4 protein-coding genes are annotated in these 9,788 nt (G+C 58.4%); 3 read left to right on the top strand and 1 reads right to left on the bottom strand.

Annotation, left to right across the window (positions count from 1 at the left end):
• Positions 1-13: 13 nt before the first annotated feature.
• Entirely contained in the window at positions 14-514 is a 501-nt protein-coding gene (tpx, locus tag BLQ09_RS16635; protein WP_027606397.1) for a thiol peroxidase, read from the bottom strand.
• 159 nt (positions 515-673) lie between these two features.
• Between tpx and BLQ09_RS16630 the strand changes: the two genes are divergently transcribed.
• The 3 genes from BLQ09_RS16630 (at position 674) to BLQ09_RS16620 (ending at position 9,652) form a co-directional block, all read left to right on the top strand.
• Complete coding sequence (locus BLQ09_RS16630) at positions 674-1,963, top strand: glycosyltransferase (protein ID WP_027606398.1); 1,290 nt, start codon at positions 674-676, stop codon at positions 1,961-1,963.
• Between the two features lie 72 nt (positions 1,964-2,035).
• Positions 2,036-2,941 (top strand): AraC family transcriptional regulator, encoded by a 906-nt coding sequence (locus tag BLQ09_RS16625; RefSeq protein ID WP_027606399.1) that lies wholly within the window; start codon positions 2,036-2,038, stop codon positions 2,939-2,941.
• Between the two features lie 153 nt (positions 2,942-3,094).
• The gene (locus BLQ09_RS16620; RefSeq protein WP_139202119.1) at positions 3,095-9,652 is read left to right on the top strand and encodes a hypothetical protein; all 6,558 of its coding nucleotides are present in this window, start codon (positions 3,095-3,097) and stop codon (positions 9,650-9,652) included.
• Positions 9,653-9,788: the final 136 nt, after the last annotated feature.

The raw sequence follows: 9,788 nt of genomic DNA, 5'->3' as shown, positions 1-9,788 counted from the left end.
CGCGCCGAAACAGTTACTTCAAAACAGCCAGGGCCGCTTCGTAGTTCGGCTCCTGGCCGATTTCCGAAACCAGTTCGCTGTGCAGCACGGTGTTGTTTTCGTCCAGCACCACGACCGCACGGGCGGTCAGGCCTTTGAGCGGGCCATCGGCAATCGCTACGCCGTAATCGACGGCAAAACCAGGGTCACGGAAGTCCGACAGGTTCTTCACGTTTTCCAGGCCTTCGGCGCCGCAGAAACGCGCCTGGGCGAATGGCAGGTCGGTGGAGATACACAGTACGACGGCGTTGTTCAGTTCGTTGGCCTGGGCGTTGAACTTGCGTACCGACGTGGCGCAGGTCGGGGTGTCGACGCTTGGGAAGATATTCAGCACTTTGCGCTTGCCGGCAAAGGTAGCCAGGGTTGCATCCGACAGATCGCCGGCGGTCAGGGTGAAGTCGGCTGCTTCAGAGCCGACTTTCGGCAATTCGCCTTCAACCTGGACAGGGTTACCGCGAAGAGTGACTTGAGCCATGAACAGAATCCTTATGCTGGGTTTTGGTTAAACGAATTCGAGAGGCGGAAGTTAACCACAAAGTACCGTGGCTACCTACCGCCAGACACAAATTGTCATGCCACGCGGTTGTGGTTTAATTGCGCGCTTTGCGCCTGCCCTCCAAGGAAACCGTTGTTAATGAATCAGCCCGCCACCAAAGTCCTGGTCATTGGTTATGTCTGGCCGGAGCCCCGTTCCTCGGCCGCGGGCGGGCATATGATACAGATCCTCGAAACTTTTCTTACGCAAGGTTGGGATATTACCTTCAGCAGCCCGGCAGCACTGGGCGAGCACAAGGCCGACCTGCTGGCGCTGGGCATCGCCGAATGCGCGATTGAGCTCAATAACAGCAGTTTCGACGATTTTATCCGCGAACTGGCCCCGGATATCGTGCTGTTCGACCGTTTCATGATGGAAGAACAGTTTGGCTGGCGCGTGGAGAAGTGTTGCCCCGACGCCCTGCGCGTGCTGGAGACCTCCGACCTGCAAAGCCTGCGCGACGCCCGTCAGCAGCGCCTCAAGGCGCACCTCAAGGCCCACCCGGGCAGCGACGACTTCAGCGCGCTGTTCGCCCCGGCCCTGGAGGAGGCGTTCCAACTGATGGCCGACACCGACCTGGCCAAGCGCGAAATCGCCGCGATTTACCGCTGCGACATCAGCCTGATGATCTCCGACGTGGAAATCCGCCTGCTCACCGAACAGTTCAAGCTGCCCGCCGCCCTGCTCCACTGGTGCCCGCTGATGATGACGCCGCCAACCGAGGCCTTCGTACCGTTCGAAGAGCGTGCACACTTCCTCAGCATCGGTAACTTCCGCCATGCGCCGAACTGGGACGCCGTACTGTGGATGAAGAACAGCGTCTGGCCATTGATTCGCCAGCAATTGCCCGGTGCCCAGCTGCATATCTACGGCGCCTACACCCCGCCCAAGGCCACCGCCCTGCACAACCCGGCGCAGGGCTTTCATGTGATGAACTGGGCCGAAGATGCCCTGCAAGTGATGAGCGCCGCGCGCATCTGCCTGGCGCCCCTGCGCTTTGGCGCGGGTATCAAGGGCAAGCTGGCCGATGCGATGCTCTGCGGCACCCCCAATATCACCACCCCCATCGGCGCCGAGGCCATGGGCGACGAGCGGCCATGGCCCGGCGCCATCGAGCAATGCGCCGAAGCCCTGGCGGCGGCGGCCGTGGCGCTTTATCAGGATCGCGAACGCTGGACCCAGGCCCAGCAGGATGGGCGCCAACTGATTGCCGGCCGTTATGACCGCACTGTCCACGGGCCTGCACTGGTGGAGTGCCTGCAACACTGCCGCAGCCACCTCGCCGCCCATCGCCGCAGCAACTTCACCGGCAGCATGCTGCGCCACCATGCCCATAAAAGTACGCAGTACATGTCCCAGTGGATCGAGGCGAAAAACCGTAGCCTGTGAACCGCGGCGCTGGCGAGGTCGTGCGCGAGGGGGCATTATCCCCAGCAGCAACCACAATAAAGCGACGGCAGCATGACCCGAGCAACGCGTATCACTGACCCTTCCTACGAGCTGATGGACGATCACAACGGCCTGTCCATCATCTATCGCCAGCATGGTTTCCCCTGCCCGCTGGTGCGCTGGCATTTCCACAAGGAATACGAACTGCACCTGATCGTCGCCAGTTCCGGCAAGGTGTTTATCGGCGACTATATCGGCAACTTCTATCCGGAAAGCCTGTTCCTCACAGGGCCCAACCTGCCCCACAACTGGATCAGCCAGGTGGAGGAAGACGAAGTGGTGCCCAAGCGCGACATGCTGGTGAACTTCACCGATGAGCTGTTCGAGCAGGGCAGCCATATTTTCGCCGAGCTCAAGACCTTGACACCCATGCTGGAGCGCGCGCAGTCCGGCATCGAGTTTCGCTGCAAGAAAACCATCGCCCAGGCCATGACCCTGATGCAGCGTATCGAAGATGCCCGGGGCATGGCGCGCCTGGGGCACTTCTTTATCCTGCTGGAAGTGTTGAGCAGCTGTGAGGACTACCAGTTGCTGTCCGGCGTGACCACGCCGCAACTGGCGGATGAACACAGTATCGACCGCACCAACCGCGCGGTGGACTACATTTTCGCCCACTACGCGCGCGAGTTGCCCCTGGAGGAAGTGGCGGAGCACCTGGGGATGAAGCCGACGTACTTTTCCCGGGTGTTCAAGCAGGCGACCGGGCGCACGTTTATCGAGTTTGTAAATCGGCTGCGCATCAGCAAGTCCTGCGAGCTGCTGGCCGATGGCGACAAGGCCGTGACGGATGTGTGTTTCGAGTCGGGTTTCAACAACATTTCCAACTTCAACCGGCGCTTTCAGCAGCTCAAGGGCATGACCCCCTCTCACTACCGCCGTTTGGCAGTTCAGCGTCTGACGGAACAAAACCTGGCCTGACCCAGCACCTAACTAAACAGGTACTTACAAAGCGTGTCGGCAATTCCCACCCCAAACAGGAACGTGGAACAAGCCCCAGGCCACTTAGCGAAGTGCCTCTCTCGTTTAACCAGCAAGAGGGGAACTCAATCTACGCAGGCATAGGGTAGTTCCATGATCAATGTTCGGCCGTCGCACACGCCAGGTTTCTTCATTCCAAAGGAACTGAATCTGCCCACAAAACCTGCCGGGTCAGTGACACCCCAAGTCATCGAGCTGTTTCTTAAACGCTTGAACGGCGCTCAACCCATGCGGGCGAGCGCCCAAGCGAGTGATATACCGTTGCCAGACCGCACGCGCATCGAGCAGTTGCTCAGGTTTGCGGTCACCAAAGAACAGTCCAGCCTGGACGAACAAATCAGCCAGTTGATCAAGAACACACGTGAACCGCTGACGGATGTAGCGCTGCACAACGAGGTGGGACAGCGACTCAACCAGTCCAGCGCAATCAATCCGCAAAAAACCTATGCCCAGCTTATTCAGGAAATACTGGATGGCGCCTCGCCCAGTGCACCAAACACTTACCCTGCCCCGCCGCGCCTGAGCCGAAAGCGCCGTGATATTTCATCAACCTCCGCCCCACGCATTGCACCCGTTCGCCAGTTCGCCGAAGCCTTGGTTGAAAACGGTGACCGACAATTGGCCATAGGCGTCGCCAATAGCTTGATGCGCCAACGGCTTGCCGTCGAGAAAGGTCACTCCGGCGATGCCGAGGACAAGGTGACCATCCCGGCCGACTCCACCTTCGGCCACGCCTGGACGGAACTGGCTGACGCGCTGCACTCGGAACCGTTCAAATCGTTTGCCGAGGCCAGGAAGCTCGATCTCTCCCAACTGACCATGACTCCCGAAGGCCGCCTGATCGAAACAGGCAAGGAGCCGCCTGCCGACTTCTCCCTGGGTAACGACGCCCGCTGGGCAGCCGCGTCAGGGGCGGTATTGGCCGCAGTCAAAAGGATCGCCGGGGACACCTCGCTGGCCGTTGATTTCCATGGGCGCAATCAAGCGTCGGCCTTCAACGTCGCCGCTTTCTACGGCTTGCAACTGGGCCAAATCGAAAGCGATCACACCTTGCTTGCCATCGGACAACTGCTGAGCGAGGGCAACTTCCACGCGTTCAACACTACCGATCCGAACTACGCCACGGTTTACGCGCCGGTCAAACAGCGACAGCGAGAAGCCGGCCAACGGATCATGGATTTGCCGCCGGATCAATTGAAACTGCGCCTCGAGCAGTTCAAACCCTCAAGCGTGGAGCAAAAGGTCCAGGAAGCCGATCGAGCCCTGGCACAACAGTGCAGCCAGGCCATGCTGAAACTCACACCTCAATTGCGAATCGAAGGCGACGATTTCCCACCGGTGCTCAAAGAGGTTCCGAAGTATTCGACGTTCAACCAGGTGCGCAAAAACCTCCTGGATGCGTTGACCGGCAGTGCCTTTACCACCTTTGCCCAAGAAAACAACGTTGAGGCCCGCAGCGTTCGTATCCACCCCGTCACCGGTGAGCTGACAGGCAAGGTGAATGGCAAGGACACCCTCTTTAAGCCGAACGATCTTTCGGGCTGGGGTGGCGTCTGGGCAGAAATAGCCGATGCAATCCGGCAGATGGCGGCTGGAGCGGAACGCCCCGTTCGATACCCCTCCCCACCCTCCGCATCACTGTATGAGGTCATGTGGTTTTACAAGGAAGAGATACCTCGTCAACAAAACGGCCTACCCGCCCTGGTCTCGCTTCTCGACCGAAGTATCGAGATGACCGGTAACAACGGTTTCAAGGCATTCACAGCCCCCCACGCGGACAGCACCTGGTATACGGCTGTACGTGAGCGCCAATACGCCATCACCCAACAGCTTGCCGACACGCCCACTACCGGCTCTGAACTTGAAACCCTGGCGGCCGCTGTGGAGTCGGGGCTCAGCGCGACGGTGGAGAGCGCACCCTCCCCGCAAGACGCCCTGGCCAGCGCCGAAAGCGCACTGGCCACCGCCACGTATCGCGCAATGCACGGGCTGAAAAACAATCCCGCCCAAGCCTCGACGAGGATGATCGGACCGATCCCTGCTGACAGCCTGCTCGGCCAATGGTGCAGCTACCTGGACAAAGCCATCAAGGCGCGTGGTTTCACCGAGTGGGCCGAGAAACACAAGGTTGATTTGACCTCCCTGCGCTTTGACCCCGATGGCGAGGCGCTGATCGGCAAAATCGACGGCGTTGACCGGCGCTTTGCCGTCGCCGACTTTGCGAAAAACCACCCCGAGCATTTCGACGTGCTGGCGCCGGTGCTCAGCGCCGCCAGGGTATTTGCGACGCCTGGAAGGCCGATCACACTGTCTCAAGCCAGCAGCAACACCGTGCCGCTGGACTGGGTAGGCCGCTTTTATGGCATCACTACGCAGCCCGGCAGCCAGGCATTCGACACCAGCATGACGCAGCTGGACAGTATGAAGATGTTCCCAAGGAGCCCCGACCACCCGGAACAAATGGTGAATTGGCTGAACCAGCAAAAAACCGCATTGGGTGACAGCAACGATCGGTATGCACTGATCAATCAGCTCAAGCAGGGCAACCTCTCTAACGACGACACCACGCGCTTCATTGTCGACCCGGATTCGTCCCATCGGCCTAAAGGCGAGACGACCGTGCAGAAATTCCTGGCGGATCAGGGCTGGTTTGGAGCCACGTCGGCAGCGCAGGTCGATAACCTGTTACTGGCACTGCAGACACCTACGCCGCAAGCTCCTACATTGGGCAACAACTGGGGTTTTCTGGCCACGGACCTTCCGCTGAGCACGGCCCAACGCGAAGCCGTGAGTAGGTTCGTGAAACAATCCATCGTCCCCCATCCCAACCTCTTCAGCTACCTGAGTGCCCAACCCCTTCAGCTCAGCAGCAGCCCTGCACAAGCGCTGGACCAACTGCTGTCCAGCGACAGCGCCCTGGAACTGGCCACGAATCTGCAAACCGAGATGAAGGGTGCAGTCACTTCGACCAGTCTCAAGCAGTGGCTACTGACCGCGTGGGTACTGGAGCTTGATCCAGCGGCCGGCACGCAGCGCAATCATGTGGCGGGTTATGACTTCATGCAGGCGCAAAACTGGGGCAGGCCTGCGCATGAAATACGCCAAGGCCTTGCACTCCACCTTGATCATCCCGGCGCCGGCAACGTGCCAACCCCGCAGGCAATGATTGCGGCGCATTTGCTGATGTCGGGCGCCGCACCGCAGTTTCTGGTCAAGGATCTGCCCCCGTCCCTTGTTCAGGGCACACCCCAATGGGCGATGTTTCATACGGCTGTAAACCGGATCGAACAAATAGCGCCCGGCGCCACGCGGCATATGAATTTCAAGCAAGTGATGGACTACCACAAGGTCAAGCCTCTCTCCGCCCATGAACAGCTGCAATTGCTCAGGGCGCAAATGAACCCTCTGATTGATTGGGGGATCATCAATGGCGTTATCGGCAGGAATGCCAATGACGAGTACACGCCAGAGCTGCTGCAAGCGTGTATCAAGGCACTGGGTGAACAAACCACTGCTGTGGCAGAGGCCAAACGCTATATCAAGGATAACCCTGTGCCCACCCGACGCGCCCTGGCACTTGAGTACCTCGAGCAGAAATTTGGCAAGGGAATCCCCTATGAACAACGCAGCCTCTGGAGAGAGAGCGATCAGTTGTACGGCACCCTGGCGAGCGTGGTCGAAGCCTATGAAGCCGAACAATTGGGGGATACCTACAAGCCAACAAACCTGATCGATAGTTTGACAAGTGGCTCGACCACTCCTGCCTGGGAAGCCAGGGATGCGCGTATCCCTATCCAGGCAATGCATGATCAGGCGAACCAATTGCCCGACGTCAATACACAGTACGACGCAGCGATCGAAAGCGATTTCGTCCCTCGTCGCGCGCACTCGATCGTGATTATCAAGGACCTGCTGTCCAGGCTCCCGGCCGAGGTCCGCAACCATCTGGCCAACGGCAGGATTGAGTACTACAGCGTTCGGGAATCAGACACCAGTGCGTGGCAACACCTCAGCGCCAAAACCGGTAAAAAAGGCAGCCACGGCCTACTGCTTCGTGCGACCGGACACAACGGCAACATCACTGACGTAGCCGTCTTCCCCGATGCCGGCACGGTAAAAACAATATCGAATCTGCCGAACCCCATGCCCCTGGGCGGTACGAACAAGAATTTCGGCAAGATTTATGACGGCGCCGATGAAGGCCCCCATGAATTGCCATTGGACTTCGCCGCCTTCAATTCGGCGGCGGCGCCACGAGACGGAAAGACCTCCAAGGTCATTGTCGACCGCATCACACCGAGCACGCTGGTGAATGGGGAGCTGGTAAATGACGGTCGGGCCACATTCCGCGACACCCGCTCAAACGCGGCGCCCGCGTTCTTTAATGAGCAACTCGGGAAAATCGCCACTATCTGCGTCGATTCGCACTTCCTGCGCAAAGACGAGTACAAGGCGATCAACCACGGTTATAACGCCCTGGAAACCAAAGGCCCCACGTTTCTTCAACGGCTCAGTTCCCTGGCGCGCATGGTCCCTGGCGTCAGCAGCGTCGAAGACCTTTACCAAGGCAACTATGCCGAGGCCGGCCAGGACCTCTTAGTTGATGCGCTGAGCATTGTCGTCCCTGGTGCATTAGGAAAGGTTTGGTCAGTCGCCGCGGAGGCTTTCGAAGGTGCAGCCGTCAAATTTGGAGAAACTGTCGTTGAATCTGCAGCCGAAAAAGGCGTCGCCTCAATGGCGGTCAAAGACGTGACGGCCGTCAGCACCGTGAAGTCGTTCGGCTCAGTCAGTCGTATGCAGGGCAGCCCTCTTGTGGACCAAGCAGCCGGCGAATGGGGCGCGGCGGCCGACAGGGCCGACGGTGCACTTATTCAATCCGGCAGCGCTCAGCAGATCAGGCTCACCGCGGTGCGGCAAGATGGCGAATGGTACGCCTACGACGCCAAGACCATGACAGCTTACGGGCCAGCCCTGGAAGGGTTCGTCTCTGATACGTCTTCAGTCGTGAGACAAGAGACCTTTTCGGACGGTACTCAAGCACTGGTCACGGAAAAACCACTGGCCGCCGATGCCTATACCCTGCCCCGCAGCCATGGCTTTGATCTGGTCAATGAGGGCAAGGTCTACCGTTACGACACCCGCACCCCTGGCGTGCTGAGCGATCTGGAATCAGCCGATCACTTTAAGCCCCTGGAGGGCTTTGAAGCGATCTGTCCAGCCCCTCCGGTTGCACAGGGCAAGGTCAGGCGCGGGGCCAGTGATACGTGCTTTTCCAAGGAAATAGAGATCGTTGCCGAAACATCGCGTCGGGAACTTCAAGCCCTTGAACACCAGCGCCTGTTCCCCTCGACGCCAGGTTTGTTGAGGCGTGATCAATTTGTCATTTTCGAGCGCCGTCGATACAAAATGGTCGATGGCGATATGGGCCCCCAACTGGTCCCGATGCCTCAGAACAAACCCATCGTCTACAAATCGCAGATCAGCGGCAGCCTGAAACACGATCCCAATTTTGGTTTTTCCGGCGCACACGCCAGTGATTCGTTTGCGAAGGAAACCCGTGTGGTCACGCTCAACAAAATCAGCGATGACTGCAATGACAAGCGTGAACTTCGAGGCGTGATTGTGGAGAGGGGAGCAAGTAAAACCAAATACCTGGTGATAGAGGCTGATACCGCAGAGTTTTACTACACCAAGCTGAATGACACCTCCACCGGCGAACTGACGTTCAATAAATGCACGCCCCACGACTTTTCTCTGGTCGAGGGTTACCGCAACGCATTCAGTACACGGCAAGGTGTCACTGAGATGCCGTTTGATGCCAACTTCATTGCGTTGCCCAAACTGGATTCCGCCTTTAAAGAGCTGGAGCGTTCCGGTTTCCAGAAAGAAGACATCGATCAATTAAAAGCGTCGTGTAAAGGCCTTACTCACGAACAACAGCGTGAAGTGATCTACCAATTGCAGCGGACCAGGGCGATAGGCAAACCGGATATAGCGTTGCGGCCGAATCAAGTTACCAAGGTCGACCCACCCGACAATTTCGCCGATTGGACACAAGGACAAAAAAACGAGTTCTATGCAGTACAGGCAAAAAACAGCGTGGATCGCATCATGAAGGCAACCGGGCTGGGGCCCGGCAATATGGTCCGCTCAAAAGCGGACATGGCACGCGCAGAGGCGGCAAACATGACCAATGAATGGTTACGCAGAACCGTGCCGGAACATGCCTTGAACCGCCCGAACCTGATCTTGAAAGCCGGCGCCGGCAACTGCGGAGAAATGGCCCTGCTGTCCAAGGACATCATTGAAAAAAACGGTGGCAGCGCTTACGAATGGCACGCTTCGGATGCACATGCGTTCACCTTCGTCGGAGGCCCCTCCACGCTCCCCCAAGCCACAGTAGACTTCTCGGAACCTGCTTGGGCGGATGCCTGGATTGTCGATGCATGGGCAGATATCGTCTGCCCAGCCAGCCAGTACACACAGAAGTTGAGCGAAGTCATGAAGCGCTTGAGCCGCGAAAACGTGAAGATTTTGGAGGGAGGCAAATCCATTGACCCGCTGGACCCAACATGGCTGGAGAAGCTTATCGTAAAACCGAAGACCCCCTATTCTCATGGGTATATCGGCGGGTTGGCCGCGCAGGGATAGGGACCCCTCGTACGCCTGGCGTTTGGCAGCGCAGCGTTTCACGCAACAAAACCTGCGCTGACCAATCCAGGCAAAGACTTACAATCACTCAACGTTCTCACAGCCCTGAACAGGAACGCCCATCAGTCCCTTGGCC

Source organism: Pseudomonas sp. NFACC25, assembly GCF_900100935.1.
GTDB classification, from domain to species: domain Bacteria; phylum Pseudomonadota; class Gammaproteobacteria; order Pseudomonadales; family Pseudomonadaceae; genus Aquipseudomonas; species Aquipseudomonas marginalis.
This window is presented reverse-complemented; position numbering and strand designations above follow the sequence as displayed.

Coding starts and splice junctions, on each gene's coding strand:
- BLQ09_RS16620 (WP_139202119.1), top strand. CDS start 3,095: ATGATCAATGTTCGGCCGTCGCACACGCCAGGTTTCTTCATTCCAAAG.
- tpx (WP_027606397.1), bottom strand. CDS start 514: ATGGCTCAAGTCACTCTTCGCGGTAACCCTGTCCAGGTTGAAGGCGAA.
- BLQ09_RS16625 (WP_027606399.1), top strand. CDS start 2,036: ATGACCCGAGCAACGCGTATCACTGACCCTTCCTACGAGCTGATGGAC.
- BLQ09_RS16630 (WP_027606398.1), top strand. CDS start 674: ATGAATCAGCCCGCCACCAAAGTCCTGGTCATTGGTTATGTCTGGCCG.